The sequence below is a fragment of the Pyxidicoccus sp. M6 genome (assembly GCF_055568925.1).
Map to the genome: position 1 here is coordinate 7,958,328 of NZ_CM145714.1, position 22,905 is coordinate 7,981,232.

The window sequence follows — 22,905 nt, forward strand, 5'->3', positions numbered from 1 at the left end:
CTACCGCGCCACCGGCAGCTGGAGGATGAAGCGGGCGCCCCCGCCGGGCGCCGAGCCCACCTCCAGCGTGCCGCCGTGCTGCGTGACGATGGCGTGGACGATGGAGAGCCCCAGCCCCGAGCCCTGGGCCTTCGTGGTGAAGAAGGGCTCGAAGATGCGGTCCCTCACCTCCTGCGGGATTCCAGGGCCCTCGTCGTCCACGATGAGCCAGACGCGCCCGCCCTCCTGGCCCGCGCTCACCGTCACCTTGCCTCCGGCGGGCGTCGCCTCCAGCGCGTTGAGGCACAGGTTGATGAGCACCTGACGCAGCCGCTCCTCCTCGCCCGCCACCGGCGGCAGCGCCTCGTCCAGCGAGGCCTTCTCCAGCGCCACCTTGCGGGCCTCGGCCTGTCCGCTGAGCAGGTCCACCACGCGCCGCAGCAGCGCGCGCACGTCCACCGAGCCGGGGCGGAACTCGCGCGGCCGGGCGAACTGGAGGAAGTCCTCCAGGATGTGGTCCAACCGGCGGATTTCGTCGCGCACCAGCAGCAGCGGTTCCAACAACGGGCCCTGCTGCGGGTCCGGCAGCTTGCGCACGCGGCGCTCCAGCACGGACAACTGCAGCGCCGCCGCGTTGAGCGGGTTGCGGATTTCGTGGGACAGGCCCGCCGTCATCGTCCCCACCGCCGCCAGCTTCTCCGTCATCTGCGCGCGCCGCGCCAGCTCGCGCTTCTCGCCGTGCAGCCGCACCTGACGCATGGCCTGCTCCAGCGTCAGCAGCAGTTCCTGCGGCGCGCACGGCTTCATCAGGTAGGCGCACGCGCCCGCGCGCACCGCCGCCACCGCCGTCTCCAGCGTGGCGAAGCCGGTGAGCAGCACGACTTCCGAGTCCGGCGCGCCCTCCTTCAGCTCCGCCGCCAGCGCGGTGCCGTCTCCGTCCGGCAGGCGCAGGTCCACCAACGCCACGTCGAAACCCTCCCTCGCGCACTCGCGCGCGGCCCGGCAGCTCGACGCGCCGCGCACGGCGTAGCCCGCGTCGCCCAGCAGCTCGTTGAGGTTGTCGAGGAAGGCGGCGTTGTCGTCCACCACGAGGATGGTGGGCAATGGCTTGGAGGTGGGCTCGCTCATGAGGCGTGGGGGATGCGCGCGGCGTGCGCCGACTCCAGCGCCCGCACCAGCACGCTGGTGTCGAAGGGTTTGGAGAAGATGCCCGAGGCCCCCTCCAACGGCACCATGTCCGGGTAGGCGGTCATGATGTAGACGGGCAGCTTCGGGTAGCGCTCGCGCAGCCGCCGCAGGGCCTCACCGTCCGGGCCGCCGGGCAGCCGCAGGTCCACCAACGCGGCGAAGGGCTCCACGCAGCTGATGCGGTCCGTGTCCAGCACCGACGAGGCCGTCACGCACGAGAAGCCGCGCGCGCGCAGCACCTCGCCGAGGTTGTCGCTCAGCGCCGGGTCGTCCTCCACCAGCACCACCAGTCCATCTCGCCGGGCGCCGGAGAGCAGCCCCACCAGCGTGGGAATGGGCACGGGCTTGGGAAGCACCGCGAGCAGTCCCTCGCGCCGGGCCGTCTCCAAGTCATCCTCTCGGGGATACGCGGTGATGACCACCGCGGCCAGCCCCGGGTCCACACGGCGCAGGTGGTGTACTGCGTCCGCGCCGGACATGCCGGGCATGCGCATGTCCGTCAGCAGCGCGTCGAAGCGCGTGGTGCGTGCCAGTTGCAGCGCCTCGTCGCCAGAAGTCACGACGACGGCCTGGTCTCCTTCGTCGCGGAGGATTTCGGCGAGGTTCTCCGCGAACGCACGGTTGTCATCCAGCAGAAGGTACCGACGCATGGGCGCCCTCCGCGGGCATGAGGGGAAGCCGGAGCACGAAGCGCGCGCCGGCGCCGGAACGGGGCGCATACACAATACTGCCGCCGTGGCGTTCCAGGATGCGTTTTACGAGCGGGAGCCCCAGGCCGATGCCGCGGGCCTTCGTCGTCATCAGCGGCTCGAAGAGGCGGCGGCGGATGGCGTCGCTCACGCCGGGGCCGGTGTCCTCCAGCACCAGTTCCGCCACACCGGGCTCGGGCGTGCTGGCGGACAGCGAGATGGTGCCGCCCTTCTCCTCCAGCGCCTGCGTCGCGTTCTCCAGCAGGTTGACGAACACCTGGCGCAGTTGCACGGCATCGCCCTGCACCGACGGCAGCGCCGCGAGCCCTTCTTCGCGCAACGCCACCGAGTCCGGCCGTTGCACGGCGGAGGCGGCTTCCTGCCACACCTCATCCAGCCACACCTCCTGACGCTGCAGGGGACGGTCGCGAATCATGTCCAGCAGGTCGGAGACGATGCGGTTGGCGAGGGCGACCTGCTCGCCGATGCGGCCCAGGTGCTTCGCGGTGCGCTCGTCCACGGCGCCGGGACGGCCCTTGAGGATGTAGAGCGACGTCTCGATGACGCCGAGCGGGTTGCGCAGCTCGTGGCCGATGGAGCCCACGAGCTGGCCGAAGGTGGAGAGCCGCTCGCTGCGCGCCTGCTGCGCGAGCAAGTCCTCTCGGTATGTGTGGAGCATGATGGCCAGCTCCAGGTCCAGGATCTTCCCCAGCGCCGCGCGGGTGACGCGCAGCTGGTCCGGCCTGCCCAGGTACGCCTCGTCGATGACGGCGTTGAGCTCCTGGCGCAGCACGTTCATCGCGCCGAACATGTAGTGCTGCGGCAGTGCGATGCGCACGTGCATGCGGCCGATGCGGCAGCGCAGCTCGTAGTAGTCCTCGTCCCACGGGCCGCGCAGGAGCTGGCTCATCCAGATTTCCAGCGTGCCGCGGAGGTGGCCGACCTGACTCTCGCCGCCTTCCAGTGCCTGGCGCGCACCCTCGTGCTCCAGGATGCGGTCGTAGAAGATGCGGGCGATGCGGGCAAAATGTGGCTTCGCGATGGCATGCAGGGCGACGAGCGCCTGCTCGTCCTCCTTGCCGAAGCCGACGTATCTTTTCAGTTCCTCGAGCAGGGTTTCCGCCATGGTGTCTGGGTTGAGAGCCTAACCGGAGGAAACGGCGGAGAGCAGCGACTTCCTCCCGTCATCTTCACCGGTCAACGCCACCGGACCGTCACGCGACGCGCGCCGGGCGCCTTAGCCCGCGTCGGGCGCCGCGGCCCAGGGCAGTTCCTCCACCGTGCAGCCGGCCCGCCGGGCCACCTCCAGCAGGAGCAGCTCGCGCTGGATGCGCAGGTCCAACTGCCGCCGCTGCTGGTGCTTCAGGAAGTGGAGGCCGTGCACCACCTCCGCCATCGTCGCCTCTCCCGAGGCGAGGCCCAGCAGCACCGCGCCCAGCGCCTCCTCCGCCACCGGAAGGAGCTGCTGCTCGTGCGTGCCCATCCGCTTGTCCAGCGAGGCCAGCTCCGCCAGCTGCCGGTCCAGGTCCGGAGGCAGCGCCGCGGCGCGGCCCGTGCGCGCGAAGACGAGACCCGCCAGCGCCACGCGGTCCAGATTTCCGTCCCGCGACCAGGGCGGCGCCGTCTCCCCTTCGAGGATGTTGAAGTCCGGGTCCATGCGGCCCAGCCGGGCCAGCAGCTCCGTGCGCGCGTCCGCCAGCGCCACCAGCTCGCCGTCCGTGGCCAGGGCCTCCGCATCGAGCATGACGCGCTCGTGCGAGAAGACGAGCTCCTTCGGGGCCTCGGCGGAGAGCTGGATGAGGCGCTCCAGGAACTCGCGCACGCCCTCTTCAATCATGCGCGCCTCGCGGTTGTGGCGCAGCCACAGCTTCACCCGCGCCGGCTCCTTGCCCGGCGACTCGAGGAAGCGCGCCAGGGACACCTCCTGCGCGCGCTGCGGAGCGGGCTTCTCCGCCGCCGGGCGCTGGGGAGCCACCAGGGGAGAGCCGGGCTCCAGGCCGCTCGCCTCCCCCACGCTCGCGCCGAGCAGCATGCAGAGACACACCGGAATCGCATCACGCAGGGCCATGGGGCCTCCCGTCCGCCGGCCCACCTCGGGGCCGGCCTCCGCATGCATGAGCAAGCCTCGCGCCAGATGCTCCTCGTGCCCCGACGCACGAGGACGGACGCAGGAAGTGCGCCCCGCACCCGCTCGCGCGAGAGGGGCGCACTTCCTGCGCCGGCCGAAGGGCAGGCGGCCCTGCGCGTGTCCAACCTGGTGTTCCGTCGATGCCCGCGTGAGGTGTGAGGGACTACCAGCTTCCGCTGGAGCCGCCTCCGGACGAGCGCCCTCCTCCGAAAGAGGAGCCGCTCCTGCTGGACGAGGAGCGGGAGGAGGAAGAGGAGGAGCTGGACGTGGACCGGGTTCGCCGTGGCGTGCTGTGAGTCGACGTCGTCACGTGGCCGCAGTGGCCGCAGCGGCGCGTCACCTCCACGCGTCCCCCATGATCGTACGTCGCGGCTTGCAGGGTCCGGCTCGTCTGCTTGACGGCGACGTAGCTGCACCCCGAGCAGCGCGAGAACCGGGTGAACAGCGTGCCGTAGCGCTCCACGAAGGACCACCCAACTCAGCCATGCGCGCATTGGCTCGGACTGTAGCAGAGCGCCTGCCTGCTCGGAGGACGTGCTCCCCGTGGAGCACGGCGTCGGGTGCGCTGACGCCCCGGCCCTCGAGCAACCAGCCGAGCGCGCGGGCCGCGCAGGTCTCGTTCAGTGGGCAACGGAGACGGTGCCCGCCTGCCAGCGCGTGCCCAAGGTGAACGGGCTGATGGACTTCTGAAGGAGCGAGGAGACACGACGCATGGCTGGACCGCAGACCACGCCTGGAGAGCCCGTGAAGGCGCCGGAGCCGGGCAAGCCGCCCGCGCGCGAGCCACCCACCCGCCAGCTTCCGGAAATCGAGCCGCCCACACGTGCGCCGCCGGAGATTGAGCCGCCGCAGCCGCCGGACATCCGGCCGCCGGGAATCCATGACCCGCCCATGCCCACGCAGCCGGGCAAGCCGGAGATCATCGCGTAGTCGCGCTCCAGCCATGCCGTTCCTCTCCCCTCGCGAGGTGCCCAGCTTTCTCGGGAAGGCTGTGTCGCGACGCGAGGAAGGAACGGAACATGCGAGGGCCCGAGTTCCTGGACCGTTATGAGGGAGGCCGTGAGCTCGCGGGCCTGCTGACGGACTACGCGCACCGGCCGGACACGCTGGTGCTGGCCCTGCCGAGGGGCGGCGTGCCGGTGGCCTACGAAGTGGCCAGGGCCCTTGGCGCGCCGCTGGACGTGTTCCTCGTACGCAAGCTGGGCGCGCCCTCGCACGAGGAGCTGGCGATGGGAGCCATTGCTTCTGGAGGAGTGCGCGTCCTCAACCGCGAGGTGGTGGAGGAGCTGGAGGTGACGCGGGAGGAGATCGACGCCACGGCTGAGCGCGAGGGGCGGGAGCTCCAGCGACGCGAGGAGCGATATCGAGATGGTCGCCCGCCGCCGGACGTGCGCGGGCGCACGGTGGTGCTGGTGGATGACGGCCTGGCCACGGGCACCACGATGCGCGCCGCGGTGGCCGCGCTCCGGCAACAGGGTCCCGCGCGCATCGTCGTCGCCGTGCCGGTGGGCGCCGTCGAGTCGTGTGAGGACCTGGCCGCCGAGGCGGACGAGGTCATCTGTGCTCGCAAGCCGGAGCCTTTCTACGCCGTGGGCCTGTGGTACCGCGACTTCGCGCAGACCTCGGATGACGAGGTGCGTGAGTTGCTGGCGCTCGCGTCGCGGCAAAGGGCCGAGGGAGCTGCGCAGCCCGCTGCGCCTTGATGATGGCGTCCTGGTGCGCCGCGTGTCGAAGGGGCGTGCCCGGTGCCGGAGCCCATTGCGTGTCTCGAGGGCCCGTGCCCTGATGGGAGCGGGCCGGCATGTCATGCGCGGCGCCCCTGGGGCGACATCGTCATGGAAAGCATCATCCTGCTGGGGTGCACCGTCACGCTGCGCAATGGGACACAAGTCAGCTGTGTCACGGCGTTCCTGATTGTGGCGCTGGCCATCGGGGTCCGCGTGCTGCCCAAGCTGCTCGAGGAGCGCCCTCCGCCGCCTCCGCCCGGCGCGCCCCTTCGGAACCAGGACTCGATGAACTCGGCCGGTCTCCCCATCATCCTCGTCCTGCTCGCGCTGCTTGTCGTTGGAGTCCTGTTCATCCTGTAGCGGAGCACCTCATTCCCGCAGCCTCGAAGAGCCCGTCCCCCCGCCCGCCCCACCACCGGGGTGTCAGTCCGGAAGTCCGGCTGCAAGAGTCCGCAACCCCATTCCGGTTTAGGCTCGCGCGTCCGCGCCTACACCGTATGCACGAGTCCCCCTCCCACCGTCAGTTGCTGTTGGCCGTCCTCGCGTCCACGGCCGCCGCCGCGTTCGTCGCCTGGCTGAGCTGGCGCGTCGGAGCCGAGAGCCTCCTGGCCCGCGTCCTCCTCCCCACCTCGCTCGTGCTCATCACCACCAGCGTGCTCGCACTGCGGTGGGCTCTCGTCTCTCGCCGCATCCACCGTGAGCGCCTCGCCGCGCTGCGCAGCGCCACCAACGCCAGCGCCCTGCGCGAGGCCGTCATGGACGCCGCCCCCGTGGGCTTCGCCTTCTTCGACCGCGAGCTGCGCTACGTCCACGTCAACACCGCGCTCGCCGCCATGAACGGCCAACCCGCCGCCCTCCACCTCGGCCACCATGTCACCGAGGTGATGCCCGAGCTCGGCCGGCTCCTCGCGCCCCGCCTCCAGCAGGCCCTCGAAACCGACACTCCCATCCAGGACCCCTGCCTCCAGGTGGAGACTCCCGCAGCTCCCGGCGAGCCGCGCGTCTGGTTCGGCAGCTATTCGCGCGTGCGCGGCACCGGCGGCGAGGTGCTCGGCGTCATCGCCGCCCTCTCCGAGCTCACCGAGCGCATGCGCGCCGAGCGCAGCCTCCAGGAACACGAGGACCGGCTCGACGTCCTCACCCGCTCGCTGCCGGACTACCTCTGGGGCGGCAAGCTCCGAGGCGGCGTGCTGCGCGACTTCTACTGCACCCCCGTCATCGAGCGCACCACCGGCTACTCCGCCGCCGCCTTCGCCCAGCCCGGCCCCGACGGCCGCCCGCCGCCCCTCTGGGCGGAGATGGTCCACCCCGAGGACCGCGCCCGCTACCGCGCCTGCATCGAGGGCCTCGCCCCCGGCGCCGAGGTGGAGCTGGAGCACCGCCTCATCTGCTCCGACGGCCGCGTGCGCTGGGTGCGCAGCCGCGCCGCCGCCTCCGCGCTCGACTCGCAGCAGGAGCTGCACGTGGGCTGCGTCGTCACCGACGTCACCGACCGCCGCCTCGCCGACGACCTGCGCCAGCGCCTCCACGCCAGCTTCCGCCGCTCCGCCCAGGAGTGGCGCCGCACCTTCGACGCCGTCTCCTCGCCCGTCCTCGTCCTCGGCGCGGACGGCGTCATCCAGCGTCTCAACGCCGCCTCCATCGCCCTGTTCGACGGGCTGGACCCCAGCGGCCAGCCGCTGTCCACGACGCCCCCCACGCCGCTGCGCTCCAGCACCCTGCTCCTCCTGGAGCTCCTGCGCCACACCCGCGGCAGCGCCTCGCGCGAGGTGACGGACCCGCCCTCCGGCCGCGCCTGGGAGGTGTCCGGAGCGTGGGTGGAGGACGGCGACGACTCGCGCATCATCTTCGTGGCCACGGAAGTCACGCGCCTCATGGAGCTGCAGGCCCGCCTGCGCCGCCATGAGACCATGGCCGCCATGGGCGCCATCGTCGCCGGCGTGGCCCACGAGGTGCGCAACCCCCTCTTCTCCATCTCCGCCGTGGTGGACGCGGTGGAGGCGACATTCGGCTCCCGCGCCGAGCTGCAGCCCTATCTGGAAGTGCTGCGCGGCGAGGTGAAGCGCCTCAACCACCTCACGCAGGAGCTGTTCGAGTACGGCCGCCCCGCGCGCGGTGAGTGGGTGGAGGGCCCCGTGCGCCCCGTCGTGGAGGACGCGCTGGCCGCGTGCTCGCTGGCCGCGGAGCAGGCCGGCGTGGCGGTGGTGCCCGTCGTCGCCGCGGAGCTGCCGCCGGTGCGCATGGACTCGCGGCGCCTGTTCCACGTCTTCCGCAACGTGGTGGAGAACGCGGTGCAGCATTCGCCCTCCGGCGCCACCGTGCGCGTGGCCACCGAGGCCGTGGAGGAGGACGGCCGCGCGTGGGTGCGTTGCACCGTGCATGACGGCGGCCCGGGCTTCCGCGAGGAGGACCTGCCCCACGTCTTCGAGCCCTTCTTCAGCAAGCGCCGCGGCGGCACGGGCCTCGGCCTGTCCATCGTCCAGCGCATCCTCGAGGAGCACCAGGGCGCCATCCGCCTGCGCAACGCCGAGTCGGGAGGCGCCGAGGTGACGCTCCTCCTGCCGGCCGTTTCCTCGCCTCCGGTAACCCTATCCGTAGACTCCATGGCCTCATGACGCGCACCCGCATCCTCCTGGTGGACGACGAACCCGGCATCCGGCTGGGCATGAGGGGCTTCCTCACCGCGCACGGCTTCGACGTGGACGAGGCCACCAGCATCGCCGAGGCGCAGGAGGCCTTCCGCACCACCCGCCCGGACGCGGCCGTGGTGGACTACCGGCTGCCAGACGGTACCGCGTTGCAACTGCTACCGCGCCTCAAGGAGCTGGACGCGTCCGTGCCGCTGGTGGTGCTCACCGGCCACGGCTCGATTGAGCTGGCGGTGCAGGCCGTGAAGGAGGGCGCGGAGCAGTTCCTCACCAAGCCGGTGGAGCTGAGCGTCCTCAAGGTGGTGCTGGAGCGACTGGTGGCGCAGCGGCGCGAGCGGCAGCGGCAGCTCGCGGAGCGCGTGAGCACCGTGCGCGCCACCGCCGTGAATCCCTTCCTCGGCACCAGCGCCGCCGTCCGCGCGCTCCAGCAGCAGGCCGAGCGCGTGTTGCAGAGCGACGCCCCGGTGCTCGTCACCGGCGAGACGGGCAGCGGCAAGTCCGTGCTCGCGCGCTGGCTGCACGAGGGCGGCCCCCGCGCGGACGCGCCCTTCGTGGACCTCAACTGCGCGGCGCTGTCCAAGGAGCTGCTCGACTCGGAGCTGTTCGGCCACGAGAAGGGCGCCTTCACCGGCGCCGTCTCCGCCAAGCAGGGCCTGCTGGAGGTCGCGGACCAGGGCACCCTCTTCCTGGACGAGATTGGCGACATGGACGTGGCCGTCCAGCCCAAGCTCCTGAAGGTGCTGGAGGAGAAGCGCTTCCGCCGGCTGGGCGACGTGCGCGACAGGCGCGTGGACGTGCGCCTCATCGCCGCCACGCACCAGGACCTCGGCGCCGCCGCGCGCGAGAAGCGCTTCCGCAGCGACCTCTACTTCCGCATCAGCACCCTCATCCTCCACGTGCCCGCCCTGCGCGAGCGCCCGGAAGACATCCCCGTCATCGCCCAGCACTTCCTGGAGGAGATGGGCCGCTCCCGCGGCCGGGGTGCCGTGGGCCTGCTCCCGGACGCCGAGGCCGCCCTCGCGCGCTACCCCTGGCCCGGCAACATCCGCGAGCTGCGCAACGTGCTGGAGCGCGCCATGCTGCTGTCCGGCGGCGGCCCGCTGTCCCGGAACGACTTGCGCTTCGAGGCCCCCGCCGACGAGTCCAGCGCCGAGGAGGACCTCACCCTGGAGGAACTGGAGCGCCGCCACATCGAGCGCGTGCTGCGCCGCGAGAATGGCCACGTGGAGCGCGCCGCCGCCCGGCTCGGAATCCCCCGCTCCTCCCTTTATGAGAGGCTGAAACGTTTGGGCATCAACCGGTCCGGATTCCAGAAACCGGATCCGTAACCTGGACAGCCGCCGGGCATGCGAGCGGGCTCGCCGTGCAAGTACCGGAAATCCCGAGGCCGCCGGGGCCTCTTGGACCCTGGCCCCTGGCTTGCTCACGGCCGGTCCGTGTCGCGCAACCTCCTGATTGTCGATGACGAATCGGCCCTGTGCTGGGTGATGGGACAGTTCTTCGCCAGCGCGGGCTACCGTGTGGACTCGGCGCAGGCGCTGGACGAGGCGCTCGATTTGATGACGACGGGCCGATATGACCTCGTCATCAGTGACTTGCGCCTGAGTGGCACCCAGTCCGAGGAGGGGCTCATGCTGGCGGACTTCGTGCGTCGCTTCTCGCCGGACACGCGGGTGGTGCTGCTCACCGCCTTCGCGACCCAGGAGCTCACCGAGAAGGCGCGCGGACTGGGAGTCGATCTGGTACTGCCCAAGCCACAACCGCTGCCGGCGCTGGCCCGGCACGTGTCGGAACTCCTCACGCCGGAGCCTTGAGCGCATGGAACGTCACAAGTCGGGGGGGCTGCAACGCCGAGCCGTGGCGATGCTGGGACTGGTGATGGCGCTGGTGGTGCCCGGTGGCGTGGCGCTGGCCCAGCCCGCGGCGTCACAGGCCATCGACGTGCAGCAGTACAAGCCGGGCCCGGGCACGTACGACCTGCTCGGCCTGCACGGCGCGCGCGTGGGGCCGCACCTGGGATGGAACCTGGGGCTGTCGCTCAACTACGCGGATGATCCGCTCAATGTGCTGGACCCGCGCCAGGACAAGTTCGTCTACCGAATCGTCGACAGCCAGCTCACGCTGGATTTGATGGGCGCCCTCTCCCTCTACGACAGGCTGGAGCTGGGCGTGTCGCTGCCCGTCTCCACCACCACGTCCGAGCCGGCCGCCATCATCTCCCCCAGCCTCGCCAGCGGCGTGAAGGCCACGGGCGTGGGCGACTTGCGGTTGGTGCCCAAGGTGCGGCTGCTGTCCACCGACCAGGGAATCCACCTGGCCGTGGTGGCGCCGGTGACGCTGCCCACGGCGGGAGGCTCGAAGTACCTCGGCTCGGATGGGCTCACCTTCCAGCCCCGGCTGGTGGCCGAGTGGGCCGGCACGTCGCTGCGCCTGCTGGCCAACGTGGGCGTCAACCTGCGGCGCGAGGCGCAGCTGCGCAACCTGCGCGTGGGCAACGAGCTCGCGTACGGCGTGGGCGCGGAGGTGCCGGTGACGCAGGCGCTGTCCGCGGAGGCGTCGCTCGCGGGCGCGCTGGGACTGAAGGAGTCGAACACGGAGGAGCGCCCGCTGGAGCTGCTCGCCGCGTTGAAGTACCGCTTCCAGGAGGGGCTCTCCGCGCACGTGGGCGCCGGGCCGGGCCTCACGCGTGGCTACGGCACGCCGGGCTTCCGCCTGCTCGCGGGGCTGACGTGGACACCAGCTCCGACTCCCGCCGGCAGCGCCCCCGTGGCCACGACGACGTGCGCGCTGGGGCCCGAGGACTTCGACGGGTTCCAGGACGAGGACGGCTGCCTCGACCCGGACGATGACGGCGACGGCATCCTCGACGGCCCGGACGTGTGCCCGGGCGAGGCGGAGACGCGCAACGGCTTCCGGGACGAGGACGGCTGTCCGGACGACCCGAACGCATGGCAGCCGGTGGCCACCCCGAGCGGTGAGCCCGTGGAGCCGCCCACGCCGCTGACGCTGCCGCCCGTCGCGGTGGCGGACTCGGATGGCGACGGGCTGCTGGACACGGAGGACCGCTGCCCGAACACGGCCGAGGACCTGGACGGCTTCGAGGACGGCGACGGCTGCCCGGAGACGGACAACGACCGCGACGGCGTGGCCGATGCGTCCGACGCGTGCCCGCTGGAGGCCGAGGTCATCAACGGCGTGAAGGACGACGACGGGTGCCCGGACAAGGGGCAGACGCAGGTGCGCGTGGAGGGCTCGCGCATCGTCATCCTCGACAAGGTGTACTTCGCCACCGGGAAGGACGTCATCCTCGCGAAGTCGCACCCGCTGCTGAAGCAGGTGGCGTCGGTGCTGAAGGCGAACCCGCAGCTGGAGCTGGTGCGCGTGGAGGGCCACACGGACGACCAGGGCTCGGACGAGCAGAACCTGGACCTGTCCCAGCGCCGCGCCAACACCGTGCGGGCCTTCCTGGTGAAGGAGGGCATCCTCGCCGTGCGCCTGGAGGCGGTGGGCTACGGCGAGACGAAGCCGGTGGACACCAACCAGACGGCGAAGGGACGCGAGAACAACCGCCGCGTCGAGTTCAACATCGTGAAGGTCGCCGAGCCCTCGGCGGCGGGAGGGACGCCGTGATGCGGACAGCTCTGTGGATGATGGCCCTGGTGCTGCTCACCTCCCCTGCCCTGGCGGCGGAGGGAGCGGAGCCCTGTGGCGGCCTGCGCTTTACGAACGGGCGCATCGAGACGGGCCGGCCGCTCGCGCCGAAGGGGCCGGAGACGACGGCCTGCCTCCAGCACGTGGCCGAGGCGCTGAAGGCGCGGCCTGCCATCCGCTCGGTGACGGTGGCGGCGAGGGTGCCGGACGTGGAGCGGCTGGAGGGCCAGGGGCTCGCGGCGGCGAAGGCCGCGGCGGAGGTGCTGGTGGCCGCGGGCGTGCCGCGCACACGCCTGTCGGTGGTGGCGCCGCCGTCCACGTCGGGCGAGCCGGCACAGCTCCAGCTCGCGTACGTGGAGCGGCCCGCGCAGCCGCCGGTGGCGCGCGTGCGTGCGGCCAACGGCGACGTGTCCGCGGGCCCGGCCCCGGCGGAGCTGCGGCCGAGGACGGTGGGCGACGCGCTCTACTCCGGCGAGCTGCTCGACACGGGCCCGGGCGCGCGCGCGGAATTGATGCTGGCGGATGGCAGCTCGGTGCGGGTGATGGAGGGCAGCCTGGTGCGGCTGGGCACCGTCGAGCTGATGGCGAACCTGAAGCGCAAGGTGGAGCTGGAGCTGTTGCGCGGCACGCTGGAGACGGCGGCGGCGCCCGGCGGCGAGGGCAGCGTGTTCGAGGTGCGCACGCGCTCCGCGGTGGCCGGCGTGCGCGGCACCCGGTTCCGCGTGACGGCGCAGGAGGACGGCACGCACCGGCTGGAGACGCTGGAAGGCAAGGTGTCGCTGATTGCGAAGAAGGGCGACCTGGACGTCGTCGCGGGTTACGGCTCGCGGGCGCTGCCGGACTCGGCGCCGGAGCCCGTCCGCCCGCTGCTGGTGGCGCCCACGCTGGCGGACCCGCGCGGCGGCACCTTCCGCGAGGCGCCCCGGCTGTCCTGGTGGACGGTGCCGGGCGCGAAGACGTACCGCGTGGAATTGGCGCGGACGGCGGACTTCGCCGCGGGCGTGCAGTCGTACAAGTCCGAGGGCACGGAGATGGAGGTGCCGGGCTCTCGCGAGGGCAAGTGGTTCTGGCGGGTGCTGGCGGTGGACGGGGATGGCTTTGTCGGCTTTCCGTCGAAGATCTTCGCCTTCGACGTCCGCCCTTGACGTTTCCGGCTTTTCCCGGACCTCGTATGTATGATGGGAGGGCTGAGGTCGAGGCGAGGCTCTGAATCCCGGGGGGGCCATGACGAGAGAACCGCCCAACGCGCGTGGGATTGCGCCCGCTTCCACCGCACCGTCGCCAGACAGCGTGCGTGTTGCCGTGGTGACCGACGTGCTGCTGTACCGCGAGGCCCTGACCCAGTGGCTGTCGAGCGTGCCGGCGATGGAGCTCGCCGGCGATGCCTCCAGCCTGGACGAGGCGGTGGACCTCATCCAGACGCGGCGGCCCTCGGTGGTGGTGGTGGACATGGGCAGCCGCGACTCCGTGGCGCTGGTGCGGGGGCTGCGCGCCGCGACCGCGGAGGTGAAGCTGGTGGCCTTCGCGGTGACCGAGCGGGAAGACGAGCTGATGGTGTGCGCGGAGGCGGGCGTCAACGGCTTCGTGACGCGCGAGGCCTCGTCGGAGCAGCTCGTCGCCGCCGTGGTGTCCGCCGCGAGGGGCGAGCTGCTCTGCTCCCCGCGAATCTCGGCGCTCCTCTTCGAGTGCGTGGGCACGCTCTCCCGGCGCAGGCCGGAGGGCCCCTCCACCACGGTGCTCTTCAGCGAGCGTGAGCGGGAGATTGGCGTCCTCCTGGCCGAGGGCCTGGCCAACAAGGAGATCGCCGTGCGCCTGCGCATCGAGGTGGCGACGGTGAAGAACCATGTCCATGGCATCCTCACCAAGCTGAGGGTGGCGAGCCGGACCGAGGCCGCCGCGTACTTCCGCATGCGCCTTCGCTGAACCTCGCGCCGCGAGGAACCGCACCTGGATTCAATCCGACCTGAATCCAGTTCCTCCCCTCGCCAGGACCCGGGCTGCACCTCCGATTCATCCCCGGACGAGCCGCGGTACCGGACCGCCGATTGGACCACCGGGGCACTGGTTGCCACCTGCCACCGCGCCTCTAATCCCGCGCCATGGCGCAGCGGATCATCGATGCGATGGACATTGCCAGCGCCTGGGGCGCGCTGGCGCCCGACGGTGTGACGCCGTCGACGGAGCTATCGCTCACCGCCGAGACGCTTCAGGTGCGCTACGGCGCGGACGGGCACAGCGGGCGCGTCGACGCCAGCGCCGCCGCCGCCGGCCACCTGCTGCGCCGGACGCTGGGCGCGGGGGTGGACCTGCGGCCCTACCGCGAGCTGCGGCTGTGGGTGCAGGCGAACCGCGCCGCCACGGGTACGGCGACGCAGCCCTTCTTCCTGGAGCTGCGGCTGGGAAGCGCGGTGCTGCCGGTGGACGCCCCGGGCAACACGTGGCACCGCTACCTGGCGGTGTCCCAGGCGGGGACGTGGGAGCTGCAGCGGCTGTCCCTGGAAGACCTGGCGCCGGCCGTGCGCTCCTCGGTGGGGACGCTCCAGCTCCGGTGCCGGTCCGGCGTCCCGTTCACCTGCTATGTCGACGACGTCCTCGCCGTCCGTGACGAGATGGTGCTGGACGTGGAGGCCGCCCTCCTGGCCCGCCTCCACAACGTCCTGACGCTGGACGGCGCGCCGGTGCCCGCGGTGGTGCACTCGCCGGACGTGACGGCGCCGAACCCGCCCTACCTCCGCCTCACCCGGCTGGGCATCGAGCACTCCGACGCGAGGACGCCCTCCACGTCCGTGCGCTCCGACTACTCCTCCGCCGGCTCCGCTCTCCGTCCGGCCGGCTTCGCGTACGACCTGCTGTACCGGGTGGACGTCTTCGCCACCTCGCTGGCGAACGAGGCGCGGCTGCTCGACTTCGCGCTGGAGTCCCTGCCCCCACGCGGCGACCTGCTGGTCAACGGCGTCCAACTGCCCCTGGAGATGACCACCCTGCCCGCCGAGGAGCTCATCGGCGGCAGCCGTGGCGAGCGCGTCGGCCTGCTGTACCGCGTCCTCGCGCGGAAGGACGCGGGCGCGGGGCTCTTCGCGCGCGATGTGAGCACCGTCATCGTCGAAACGGACCAGAAGGTGGCGTGAACCATGACGAGCCCCAGCCAGGAGTTCCTCGTTGTCAGCCGGCGCAACCAGCCGACAGAGCTTCACCTGTCGGACGGCACGGTGGCCTTCCTGGAGCCGCGCGGCACGCTGTCCATCCCGGCGGCGGTGCGCGAGTCACCGCAGTTGCTCGCGCTCGAGCGCCAGCACGCGGTGATGGTGCGGCCCGCCGAGGCGCCAGAGCCGCGCGAGGCCCACGCGGAGGCGGCGACGCCCCGGGAGCCCCCGGCGGAGGACGCCCACAAGACGGGCGGCAGGTGGAAACGCAGCAAGACGAAGTGAGGACCCGGCACAATGGCCTACAACATCGGTCTCAACGTCGTCGAGGTAGATGGATCCGCGACTCCCGCCATCGTCGGGGCGGCGACCTCGGTGGCGGCGTTCAACGTCATCACCCGCCGGGGCGTTCCCAACCGCGCCATCCGGATCAGCAGCTACCCCGACTTCGAGCAGCGCTTCGGCGGCCCCTTCGCGGGCGGGTACGGCGCCTATCTGGTGAAGGGCTTCTTCGACAACGGCGGGCAGACGGCCTACGTGAACCGGGTCGTCGCCACGGACACCCTCACCGGGGCCGCGCCCGCCAGCATCACCCTGGATGACGCGGCCAACGCGGACACCCTCACCCTGGAGGGCGGCTTCCGCGGAGAGGAGGACCCGGGGCGCTGGGGCGACGACCTCTACGTCCGCACCACCGCGCGCGCGTCGGCAAAGACGACGGTGAAGGAGCTGTCGCCCGCCACCGTGACGGGCACCGCGCTCACCGCGCCGGTGAACATGTCGACGTTCCCCTCGCTCACCGTGCGCGTGGACGGCGAGACGGCCGCCACCGTCATCACCTTCCAGGCCTCGGACTTCGCGGCGGCCAACGCGGCCACGCTGGCGGAGATTCGCGACGCCATCAACCGCCGGACGTCGAAGCTGGTGGCCTCCATCAGCGGCAACCAGCTCGTGCTCATCTCCACGGGCCAGGTGGCGCGCATCGCCAAGGACTTCACCCGCCTGCAGGTCACCGTCGCCAACACGACGCTGGGCTTCGCGGTGATGGCCAGCCCCGCCGTGGGCACCGCGGCGCCGCGCGCGGCCAACGGCACCGCGCTGGCGGAGGTGTCCTCGCTGGTGGTGGGTGACGCCCTGCGCGTGTCGGACGGGACGAACACCGCGCTGGTGAAGCTGATGTCCGTCAACCCGCTCGACGGCGCCGTCACCTGGGCGCCGAACATCGCCAACATCGCCACGTTCGACGCCATCCTCCTGCGCGTCTCCAAGGTGGAGTTCGACCTGGACATCGCGCTGGGCGGCGGGGACGCGGAGCACGTGGTGGAGTCGTGGACCGGCCTCTCCCTGGAGACGGACGTCCCCAACTACGTGGAGACGGTGCTCAACGACCCGCTGCGGGGCTCGCGGTACGTCATGGCCACGGACGCGCACAGCCCCTCCACGGTGGGCGCCGACGTCCCGGTGGCGACGAGCGGCTTCGTCCGCTTCAACCCCGGACGCGACGGCACGCCCACGGCCAACGACTTCATCGGCAACCCCACGCTGAAGTCCGGCTTCTACGCCTTCGACGCGTACGACGTGCAGTTGCTGAGCACGGAGCGCACGGACGCGTCCATCCTCGCGGCGGGCCTCACGTACTGCGCAAGCCGGGGCGACTGCATGTTCGTGGGGGCCGTGCCGGAGGCCACCATCCAGGCGGACCTGACGGCCGCCCTCAACTACGGCCAGGGCTTCCAGGGGAGGAAGGTCTACGGCGCGCTCTACGGGCCGTGGATCATCGTGCAGGACCCCATCGGCACCGGGGCCAGCCCGCTGAAGAAGATTCCCCCCGTGGGCCATGTGATGGGCGTCTACGCGCGCGTGGAGACGACGCGCGGCATCTGGAAGGCCCCCGCCGGTGACGAGGCCAACCTCGCGGGCGCGCTGGACGTGGAGTACCGCCTCAGCGACGCCGAGCTCACCACCCTGGTGAAGAACGGGAGTATCAACGGCATCCGTGCCGTGCCACGCGCCGGCATCGTGGTGGACGCCTCGCGCACGCTCTCCACCGACACGCGCTGGCTCTACGTGAACGTGCGGCTGCTGTTCAACTACGTGAAGAGCAGCCTCAAGCAGGGCCTGCGTTGGGTCCGCCAGGAGCCCAACCGGGACACGCTCTGGAACGCCATCCGGCTGGGCACGGTGACGCCCTTCCTGATGGGCCTGTGGCGGCAGGGCGCCTTCGGCACCGGCACGCCGGAGCAGGTCTTCACCGTCATCTGCGACGCCACCAACAACCCGCCCACCGAGGTCGACAAGGGCAACCTGGTCGTCGAGGTCTACTTCTATCCGTCCAGGCCCGCCGAGACGATTGTCGTCAAGGTCGGCCAGCAACCCAGTGGCGCCACCGCCGCCGAGGCGTGAGAGGAACCCGCGATGCCGAAAGTCGGAGATATCTGGGAGAGCTACCGGGCCAATGAGTTCGTGCTGATCATCGACGGGACGGAGAGCCCCGGCGTCAGCAAGATTTCGGGCCTGTCCGAGGGCGAGCTGGAGACCATCGAGCAGGCGGATGGGGGCTCCAACCACGTCTACAAGCTGGCCGCGGCGAAGGTGAAGTTCGAGTCCCTCACCATCGAGCGCTACGTCGACGGGAGCCCCGAGGACAAGCGCTTCATGGAGTGGTTCAAGCAGACGTTCAAGCTCAACACTCGCACGCAGGGCGGCTCCACCGTCCGCAAGAACGGGATGATCGTGAAGCGGCACAACGGCGTCGACGTGATGACGTTCGCGTTCCGCGACGCGTGGGTGAAGTCGTCCAAGTTCACCGACCTCGAGGCAGGCACCACCAACCTCATGAAGCAGACCCTCGTCCTCGAGCACGAAGGGCTCGAGCGCGTGGAGTAAGCGAGGACACCCGACATGAGCGCCAACGCCCCCAACCCCGGCCGAGAGGCCGAGTTCACCATCCCCATCGGCCTCACTGACGACGAGGGCCGCGTCCACAAGGTGGCCGTGCTGCGCAAGATGACCGGCCGGGAGGAGGCCATCCTCGCGGACCGGCGCAACCAGCGGAACGGCGGCAAGCTGGTCAGCGAGCTCATCGCGAGCTGCCTCGTCCGCCTGGGTGAGCTGCCCAAAGGTGGCAGCTCCACCGTCGAGCGGATGTACTCGGCGGACCGGAACTTCCTCCTGCTGAAGCTGCGCACCCTCACCTTCGGGCCGGAGCTGCAGGCGACGTACACCTGCGGCACCTGCGGCGAGTCCATCCAGGTGGTGGAGGACCTGGACCAGCTCCCGGTGAAGATGCTCCAGGACGGCGAGTCCCCCGACGAAATCGTCGTCAACCTGCAGGACGGGTACGTGGACAAGGATGGCCAGGTCCACACCGCGCTGACGCTGCGGCTGCCGCGCGGAGACGACGAGTCCGCGGTGGCGCCGCAGATGCGGCAGAACCCGTCGCTGGGGAAGAACGCGCTCTTGGCGCGGTGCCTCAAGTCGCTGGGGGACGTGCCCCGCCACCGGCTGGAGGCGCTCGGGCCGAAGATTCTCGCCGACCTCACCATGACGGACCGGCGGCTCATCGACCGCGCGCTGAACACGAGCGCGCCCGGCGTGGACCTGGTGCGTGAAGTCGTCTGTGGCAGCTGCGGCGGCAGCTTCCGGGCGACCCTGGACATGACGAATTTTTTAGCGCTGGCCTAGCCCAGGAAGCGCTCCGACAGGAGGTCTTCTTCCTTGCCTACCACCTCCATTGGTCCTGGGCGGAGATCATGAACCTCGAGGCCGACGAGCGCCGGGCCTTCGTTCAACTGCTCATCGATCAGATCGAGCGGGAGAACATGCAACTCGAGGCGTCGAGGAGGGCGCGCTAGATGCCGGTGTCGCTCCTCCTCCAGGAAGTGCTGGGGCCGCTGCTCAACGACCAGCCGCGGACGCTCGCGTTCGCCACGCTGGCGGTGGACCGCGCGCGCCAGGGCCTGACGCGGCTGGAGCCGTTCAACCGGCTCGTGTCGCTGGAGGAGATGCTCATCGGCCGGGCGCGCAGCGCGTTCCTCGTGCACTGGTTCGGCACCGGCCTGCCCATCGAGGGGCTCGCCCTGCGGGTGTACATCGCCAACATCGACCACCTCCGGCGCCGCTACCAGGCGGTGCTCGCCGCCACGGGGCCGGACGCGCGCGGGCTGAACCTGACGGAGCCCCTGCTGGGGCTGGTGGGCAACGTGGCGGGCGTCGTCCTCTCACCGGCGGGCATCTTCTCCGTGACGATGGTGGCGCTGCGGTCCATGCGCACCTGGTTGCGCATCCTGGTGGGCACCTTCGCCAGCGTGCTGGTTCCCGCCGTCGGGGGCGTCATCGGCGTGCTGCTCTTCCCCGCCGGGCTCGGCGTCGCGCTGCTCGCGGGCCTGCGCAACGAGCAGCCCCTGCGCGCCCTCTACGACGTCATGGGCGCGCTGGCCCGGCTCCTCCACCAGGTGAACCAGTTCATCGACCTGCTGCTCGGCCCGAGGGAGCGCATTCGCAACCCGCTGCTGCGCCAGACGCTGGAGGTCTTCGACCGATTCGCCCGGCTCGTCCCCTTCGTGCTCGCGCTGTTTTCCGTGCTGCTGGCGCGGCTCGGGCCCCTCATCCTGCCGCTGGCGAGGCAGGGCGCCGCGCTCATCCAGTTGACGCGCGCGGTGATGGGCGCCGTGGGCGCCATCCTGGGGGAGGTTCCCCAGGTGCTGGAGCGGGCCTTCTCCTTCGCTCCGTCGCAGCCGCTGGGCCGGCTGCGGGCGGTCTTCTCCAGCATCGGCCCCATGGTCCAGCGGGTGACGGAGCGCATCCGCACGTTGCTCGAGGACGTGGCCCTCACGCTCCCGGTCATCGGCGAGCGGGTGATGACCGCGGTGCAGTCCTTCTTCAACGCCGCGAGAGCCGTGGTGCTCCGGAACCTGCAGGCCCACCCGCGAGTCATCACGCTGCAGACGTTCCGCGCCCAGCTCGCCGACATCGGCCGCCTCTTCGCCACGCCGGCCGCCACGAGCGCCGCTCCCTCCTCCGGCGGTGGCGCGGGCTCCTCGGGGCCGGCGCTGCCGGGCTGGCTGTCGTCGGGGCTGGGCTACTTCTTCGGCCCGCCACCGCCCCTGCCCGCCGCGCCGGCGCTGCCGGACCTCGCCGCCATCGAGGCGATGATTGGCCGGCCGGCCCTCTCCCTCGACAGGGCTGGCATCGAAGCCGCCGCGTCGTTCATCCCCGCGGGGACGCTCGACGTGTTCCGCCTCGCGGACCGGGCCCGCGCGGACTTCGACCGTGCCGCCTCGCCTCCCAGCGAGCTGGCGCGCGCCCGCCGGGAGCTGGCCCGCGAGCTGGGCGCTCCTCCCTCCGAGGTGCTGGCCCGAATCCGGACCGAGGAGCTGCCGCTGCGCGAGGCACTGGCCGCCGTCATGGGCCGGGTGCTGCCTCCCGCCATCCGCGCGTACCTGCCCGACCTGCTGGACCTCTTCCGCACGCTCGACACGGAGCTGTACGGCGTCACGCCGGAGCAGCCCGCGCCACCCGCCTTCCCCGTGCTGCACGTCCCCGAGTCGCGCCGGCTCCGCGTCGTGGTGCGCCGCCTCCAGGTCCGCTCCGCGGGAAGCGACGCGCCGCACGTGGGCGTCTTCAGGGACAGGCTCGTCGAAGCCCTTCAGCGCCAGGCCTACCTGGCTCCCGCCACGCCGTAGAGGACTCCGCCGATGCCGATTGCCTGGGACTTCATCGCCGCGCTCTTCCGGACTCCGCTCCGGATGCAGACGTTGGAGATTGTCCGGGGGCTGGAGCGGCTGGAGCGCTGGCTCGAGAACCGGGTGAAGGTGGCGGAGGCGCTGGAGCTGCGCAGCCGCGGCTTCCCCATCATCCTCTTCTACAACGAGGCGCTCACCCTCTACGTCGACGAGTCCCAGCACGGCACGCTGCGCCGCCCACCCGAGCGCGGCGTGGGCGCGACGCTGGTCGCATCGGGGCAGGCCTTCGTGTCGGGGCTCGGCCGCGTCGGCGAGGCCATCACCGAGGAGCGGCTGTTGCCCGGCTTGGTGGAGCGCATCGGCAACATCTTCGACCTCATCGTCGCGTCGATGGAGCGCTTCATTCCGGTCCGCCCGGGGATGTTCGACATCCGCGCCCGGACGGCGTCCGACCTGTTCGGCCAGGCGGGGCTCCTCTTCCGCACCGTCACCGAGAGCACCGGCCCGCTCCTCACCCTGGGGGGGAACCTGGCCGAGGCGCGCGACGTCCTCCGTGGGGTGCTCGGCCCGTCGGAGGCCGTCGCCAGCGCGGCGGCCAGCACGAGCGCTCCGGCCGGAGAGGAGAGCCTCGCGGAGTCCCTCGACGTGGGGGCGCGGTTCATCCTCGGCGCCGTCCTCGCGCTGCCCATCCTTCCCCTGTGGGTGGGCCGGCTGTGGAGCGCGACGAACGTCTTCCTGCGCGACACGCTGCTCCGGACGTTCCAGGACATTGAGTCCGACGTCTTCGCGCTGCGCCGGCAGGTCTACGACGTCTTCTCGCGCACCCTGCCCGAGCTCATCGTGTCGGCGGCGCGCGTGCTCTCCTCGGTGTGGGCGGTGGTGGAGCTGCACTGGCGCTTCTACGTGCGCGTGGCGCTGGTGTACGGCGGGGACCTGCTGCGCAACCTCGACACGTACCTGCGCGGCCTGCAGACGTTCCTCAACTACTGGATTGGCGTCGTCAACGGCATCATCCGCGCCATCGAGGCCGCCCTGGACTTCGACCTGGCGCCCATCATCGCCACCGTGGTGCTGGGCCCGCTGGGCCTGGGGCTGTCCGCGCTGGGAGCGCTGCCTCGCTTCACCATCCGGGACTTCGTCGGACTGGGCGCCAACGTGGCCCGCGAGGCGCTGCGGCTCTTCCTGACCGGCCTGATTCTCACCGTGGAGAACAGCGTGCGGGGAGCGGGAGTCGCGGCCCGGGCCTTCAAGTACCTGGGCGGACCGCTGGGCTGGTGGCTCGGGCCCAAGGCGGTCCGGGGAGTGGACGCGGTGCGCTTCCGCGTCGGCGCCGCTCGGCGGCTGGTGTGGAACCTGCTGCGCGCGCCCCAGGCCCTGCCCGCGGAGACCGCGGTGCCCTTCACGCTCCCCGCCAGCTTCCCCAACGTGTTCGACGCCTTCTTCGGGCCCGGCGCCCCCAACTTCCGCGCCGCGCTCGGCACCGCGCGCACGGAGCTGGAAGGCGGCGTGCGGGACATCCTCGGCGGTGGAGTGGCGCTGCTCACCGACCTCTCCCGCTCCTTCGACCGGGCCACCGCGGACGCCGCGACGCTGGGCTCGCCCACCCGCATGCGGCGCATCGCCGAGGGCGCGACGTCGCTGGCAGAGACTGCGCTCGGCGACCAGCTCGGCGAGCTGGAGGGGCGCATCCGCGACCGGCGCGCGGACCCGGTGGCCGTGGCCTTCGAGGGCTGGCTGAGCCGGGGCGGCTTCTACGTGGTCGGCTCCGCAGTCCCCCTCTACGTCGAGGAGATGGACCGCTTCTGGCGGCAGCAGTCCGAGGAGGGCGCCGAGACGACGGTGACAGTCCTACCGACGTCGCCCCACAAGCTGGTGAGCCGCGCGGCGCTGGGGCGGGTGCGCGTGCCGGGCATCACCCTGACGGCGGCGGGACGGCCGCCGGGAACGGAGCTGGCGGAGGCGGTGGCCACCCGCCTGAAGGCGGCCATCGAGGAGTCCTATGTGACGGGAAGGGAGCGGCTCGCCGGACTGGCGGCGGCCGCGCGGTGAGGACACACGGACGGAGCGA

At 71.6% G+C, this 22,905-nt stretch carries 21 protein-coding genes and 1 pseudogene; 18 read left to right on the forward strand and 4 right to left on the reverse strand.

Annotated elements, in window-relative coordinates:
* The 4 genes from ACVTJA_RS31320 to ACVTJA_RS31335 all read right to left on the reverse strand — a co-directional run bounded on the left by ACVTJA_RS31320 (window position 1) and on the right by ACVTJA_RS31335 (window position 3,972).
* Entirely contained in the window at window positions 1-1,107 is a 1,107-nt protein-coding gene (locus ACVTJA_RS31320) for a sensor histidine kinase (protein WP_465825184.1), read from the reverse strand.
* Window positions 1,104-1,817 (reverse strand): response regulator, encoded by a 714-nt coding sequence (locus tag ACVTJA_RS31325; RefSeq protein ID WP_465825185.1) that lies wholly within the window; start codon window positions 1,815-1,817, stop codon window positions 1,104-1,106. The genes ACVTJA_RS31320 and ACVTJA_RS31325 overlap by 4 nt, the downstream gene beginning before the upstream one ends.
* Window positions 1,792-2,982: a sensor histidine kinase gene (locus tag ACVTJA_RS31330; RefSeq protein WP_465825187.1), complete on the reverse strand. Its 1,191-nt coding sequence runs from the start codon at window positions 2,980-2,982 to the stop codon at window positions 1,792-1,794. The genes ACVTJA_RS31325 and ACVTJA_RS31330 overlap by 26 nt, the downstream gene beginning before the upstream one ends.
* Before the next feature lie 111 nt (window positions 2,983-3,093).
* Window positions 3,094-3,972, reverse strand: a complete 879-nt coding sequence (locus tag ACVTJA_RS31335) for a hypothetical protein (RefSeq protein WP_465825188.1) — start codon at window positions 3,970-3,972, stop codon at window positions 3,094-3,096.
* 167 nt (window positions 3,973-4,139) lie between these two features.
* Here ACVTJA_RS31335 and ACVTJA_RS31340 point away from each other — a divergent pair, with 167 nt between their 5' ends.
* The 18 genes and pseudogenes from ACVTJA_RS31340 to ACVTJA_RS31425 all read left to right on the forward strand — a co-directional run bounded on the left by ACVTJA_RS31340 (window position 4,140) and on the right by ACVTJA_RS31425 (window position 22,886).
* Window positions 4,140-4,280: a hypothetical protein gene (locus tag ACVTJA_RS31340; RefSeq protein ID WP_465825189.1), complete on the forward strand. Its 141-nt coding sequence runs from the start codon at window positions 4,140-4,142 to the stop codon at window positions 4,278-4,280.
* Window positions 4,281-4,695: 415 nt separating this feature from the next.
* Window positions 4,696-4,914 carry a hypothetical protein gene (locus ACVTJA_RS31345; RefSeq protein WP_465825190.1) on the forward strand — a complete coding sequence of 73 codons (219 nt, stop codon included), beginning with the start codon at window positions 4,696-4,698 and terminating at the stop codon, window positions 4,912-4,914.
* An 89-nt stretch (window positions 4,915-5,003) separates the two neighbouring features.
* Window positions 5,004-5,687: a phosphoribosyltransferase gene (locus tag ACVTJA_RS31350; protein ID WP_465825191.1), complete on the forward strand. Its 684-nt coding sequence runs from the start codon at window positions 5,004-5,006 to the stop codon at window positions 5,685-5,687.
* A 132-nt stretch (window positions 5,688-5,819) separates the two neighbouring features.
* The gene (locus ACVTJA_RS31355) at window positions 5,820-6,071 is read left to right on the forward strand and encodes a hypothetical protein (RefSeq protein ID WP_465825192.1); all 252 of its coding nucleotides are present in this window, start codon (window positions 5,820-5,822) and stop codon (window positions 6,069-6,071) included.
* 137 nt (window positions 6,072-6,208) lie between these two features.
* Entirely contained in the window at window positions 6,209-8,326 is a 2,118-nt protein-coding gene (locus ACVTJA_RS31360) for a PAS domain-containing sensor histidine kinase (RefSeq protein WP_465825193.1), read from the forward strand.
* Entirely contained in the window at window positions 8,323-9,687 is a 1,365-nt protein-coding gene (locus ACVTJA_RS31365) for a sigma-54-dependent transcriptional regulator (protein ID WP_465825194.1), read from the forward strand. Before ACVTJA_RS31360 ends, ACVTJA_RS31365 begins: the two co-directional genes overlap by 4 nt.
* A 108-nt stretch (window positions 9,688-9,795) precedes the next feature.
* Window positions 9,796-10,173 carry a response regulator gene (locus ACVTJA_RS31370; RefSeq protein ID WP_465825196.1) on the forward strand — a complete coding sequence of 126 codons (378 nt, stop codon included), beginning with the start codon at window positions 9,796-9,798 and terminating at the stop codon, window positions 10,171-10,173.
* A 10-nt stretch (window positions 10,174-10,183) separates the two neighbouring features.
* A pseudogene (locus ACVTJA_RS31375) lies at window positions 10,184-11,989 on the forward strand (OmpA family protein); the annotation flags it as partial.
* A complete protein-coding gene (locus ACVTJA_RS31380; protein ID WP_465840559.1) occupies window positions 11,989-13,155 on the forward strand; it encodes a FecR family protein in 1,167 nt (388 codons plus the stop codon). The pseudogene ACVTJA_RS31375 and the gene ACVTJA_RS31380, both read left to right, overlap by 1 nt.
* 79 nt (window positions 13,156-13,234) lie before the next feature.
* Window positions 13,235-13,933, forward strand: a complete 699-nt coding sequence (locus ACVTJA_RS31385; RefSeq protein WP_465825197.1) for a LuxR C-terminal-related transcriptional regulator — start codon at window positions 13,235-13,237, stop codon at window positions 13,931-13,933.
* Between the two features lie 176 nt (window positions 13,934-14,109).
* Window positions 14,110-15,138, forward strand: coding sequence for a hypothetical protein (locus ACVTJA_RS31390; protein WP_465825198.1), 1,029 nt, complete (start codon window positions 14,110-14,112; stop codon window positions 15,136-15,138).
* Window positions 15,139-15,141: 3 nt separating this feature from the next.
* Window positions 15,142-15,438 carry a hypothetical protein gene (locus tag ACVTJA_RS31395; RefSeq protein WP_465825199.1) on the forward strand — a complete coding sequence of 99 codons (297 nt, stop codon included), beginning with the start codon at window positions 15,142-15,144 and terminating at the stop codon, window positions 15,436-15,438.
* 12 nt (window positions 15,439-15,450) lie between these two features.
* The gene (locus ACVTJA_RS31400) at window positions 15,451-17,556 is read left to right on the forward strand and encodes a phage tail sheath C-terminal domain-containing protein (protein WP_465825200.1); all 2,106 of its coding nucleotides are present in this window, start codon (window positions 15,451-15,453) and stop codon (window positions 17,554-17,556) included.
* 12 nt (window positions 17,557-17,568) lie between these two features.
* The gene (locus tag ACVTJA_RS31405) at window positions 17,569-18,039 is read left to right on the forward strand and encodes a phage tail protein (protein WP_465825201.1); all 471 of its coding nucleotides are present in this window, start codon (window positions 17,569-17,571) and stop codon (window positions 18,037-18,039) included.
* Window positions 18,040-18,054: 15 nt separating this feature from the next.
* Window positions 18,055-18,837 (forward strand): T4 family baseplate hub assembly chaperone, encoded by a 783-nt coding sequence (locus ACVTJA_RS31410; protein WP_465825202.1) that lies wholly within the window; start codon window positions 18,055-18,057, stop codon window positions 18,835-18,837.
* A complete protein-coding gene (locus tag ACVTJA_RS31415) occupies window positions 18,780-19,007 on the forward strand; it encodes a DUF6760 family protein (RefSeq protein ID WP_465840560.1) in 228 nt (75 codons plus the stop codon). Before ACVTJA_RS31410 ends, ACVTJA_RS31415 begins: the two co-directional genes overlap by 58 nt.
* A complete protein-coding gene (locus ACVTJA_RS31420) occupies window positions 19,008-20,837 on the forward strand; it encodes a hypothetical protein (RefSeq protein ID WP_465825203.1) in 1,830 nt (609 codons plus the stop codon).
* A 12-nt stretch (window positions 20,838-20,849) separates the two neighbouring features.
* Window positions 20,850-22,886: a hypothetical protein gene (locus ACVTJA_RS31425; protein ID WP_465825204.1), complete on the forward strand. Its 2,037-nt coding sequence runs from the start codon at window positions 20,850-20,852 to the stop codon at window positions 22,884-22,886.
* The last annotated feature ends 19 nt before the right edge of the window (window positions 22,887-22,905 follow it).

What these genes read in the sequence shown, in the direction of transcription:
- ACVTJA_RS31385 (WP_465825197.1), top strand. Translation starts at nt 13,235, where the DNA reads ATGACGAGAGAACCGCCCAACGCGCGTGGGATTGCGCCCGCTTCCACC.
- ACVTJA_RS31350 (WP_465825191.1), top strand. Translation starts at nt 5,004, where the DNA reads ATGCGAGGGCCCGAGTTCCTGGACCGTTATGAGGGAGGCCGTGAGCTC.
- ACVTJA_RS31395 (WP_465825199.1), top strand. Translation starts at nt 15,142, where the DNA reads ATGACGAGCCCCAGCCAGGAGTTCCTCGTTGTCAGCCGGCGCAACCAG.
- ACVTJA_RS31425 (WP_465825204.1), top strand. Translation starts at nt 20,850, where the DNA reads ATGCCGATTGCCTGGGACTTCATCGCCGCGCTCTTCCGGACTCCGCTC.
- ACVTJA_RS31355 (WP_465825192.1), top strand. Translation starts at nt 5,820, where the DNA reads ATGGAAAGCATCATCCTGCTGGGGTGCACCGTCACGCTGCGCAATGGG.
- ACVTJA_RS31345 (WP_465825190.1), top strand. Translation starts at nt 4,696, where the DNA reads ATGGCTGGACCGCAGACCACGCCTGGAGAGCCCGTGAAGGCGCCGGAG.
- ACVTJA_RS31410 (WP_465825202.1), top strand. Translation starts at nt 18,055, where the DNA reads ATGAGCGCCAACGCCCCCAACCCCGGCCGAGAGGCCGAGTTCACCATC.
- ACVTJA_RS31360 (WP_465825193.1), top strand. Translation starts at nt 6,209, where the DNA reads ATGCACGAGTCCCCCTCCCACCGTCAGTTGCTGTTGGCCGTCCTCGCG.
- ACVTJA_RS31380 (WP_465840559.1), top strand. Translation starts at nt 11,989, where the DNA reads ATGCGGACAGCTCTGTGGATGATGGCCCTGGTGCTGCTCACCTCCCCT.
- ACVTJA_RS31400 (WP_465825200.1), top strand. Translation starts at nt 15,451, where the DNA reads ATGGCCTACAACATCGGTCTCAACGTCGTCGAGGTAGATGGATCCGCG.
- ACVTJA_RS31420 (WP_465825203.1), top strand. Translation starts at nt 19,008, where the DNA reads ATGCCGGTGTCGCTCCTCCTCCAGGAAGTGCTGGGGCCGCTGCTCAAC.
- ACVTJA_RS31330 (WP_465825187.1), bottom strand. Translation starts at nt 2,982, where the DNA reads ATGGCGGAAACCCTGCTCGAGGAACTGAAAAGATACGTCGGCTTCGGC.
- ACVTJA_RS31335 (WP_465825188.1), bottom strand. Translation starts at nt 3,972, where the DNA reads ATGCATGCGGAGGCCGGCCCCGAGGTGGGCCGGCGGACGGGAGGCCCC.
- ACVTJA_RS31390 (WP_465825198.1), top strand. Translation starts at nt 14,110, where the DNA reads ATGGCGCAGCGGATCATCGATGCGATGGACATTGCCAGCGCCTGGGGC.
- ACVTJA_RS31320 (WP_465825184.1), bottom strand. Translation starts at nt 1,107, where the DNA reads ATGAGCGAGCCCACCTCCAAGCCATTGCCCACCATCCTCGTGGTGGAC.
- ACVTJA_RS31325 (WP_465825185.1), bottom strand. Translation starts at nt 1,817, where the DNA reads ATGCGTCGGTACCTTCTGCTGGATGACAACCGTGCGTTCGCGGAGAAC.
- ACVTJA_RS31405 (WP_465825201.1), top strand. Translation starts at nt 17,569, where the DNA reads ATGCCGAAAGTCGGAGATATCTGGGAGAGCTACCGGGCCAATGAGTTC.
- ACVTJA_RS31365 (WP_465825194.1), top strand. Translation starts at nt 8,323, where the DNA reads ATGACGCGCACCCGCATCCTCCTGGTGGACGACGAACCCGGCATCCGG.